This is a genomic window from Corallococcus sp. AB049A, from assembly GCF_003668885.1.
Lineage (GTDB): Bacteria > Myxococcota > Myxococcia > Myxococcales > Myxococcaceae > Corallococcus > Corallococcus interemptor.
The window spans coordinates 1-469 of sequence record NZ_RAWL01001017.1 but is presented as its reverse complement, the minus strand read 5'-3'; the positions used below and the strand labels follow the sequence as shown (position 1 = coordinate 469).

The following is a 469-nucleotide window of genomic DNA, read 5'->3' as shown; positions in this document are numbered from 1 at the left end:
GTGCGGTGGTGCAGAACAGGGCGCCCAGTGCAGTGGCCATCACGCGGAGATCAATAGACATTCGACGTTCCTTCGTCGTGAGCAAGTACCGCAGCATACGCGCTTGCCGCCGCCGTTGCGTGTCGGCTTTGGCACTCCCATGCAGGGCATGATTTACAACTTTGCTCATGTCGTTGTTCGAGTGAAAGCGCGAAGTTGGCTGTGCCAACGTACGTTGCGCTGGCCGGGATTGGCGTCCCGAATCAAACATCGAAGCGATCGATTTGCCGCATCAGCGGCAATCGCGACAATGCACCGGCTTGCCCATGGTGGGCGGTGCGTGGGGATCCTCGTGATCCGTCGGCTTTTTCGCTTTGATTTTGACCGGCACGCCAACCCGCACCGCCCGCCACCTTGCGCTTCGCAGGTGGCCTCGCCTCGTGAGGTTGCCGCCATGAACACGCCCCACCCCACCTACCCACGCCTGCAG

Annotated in this window: 1 protein-coding gene; it reads right to left on the bottom strand. The window is 61.4% G+C overall.

Going from position 1 to position 469, the window contains the following annotated elements; all coding sequences use genetic code 11:
- Positions 1-271: 271 nt before the first annotated feature.
- The coding region (locus D7X55_RS46190; protein ID WP_233610432.1) for a hypothetical protein at positions 272-469 on the bottom strand (198 nt) is incomplete at its 5' end.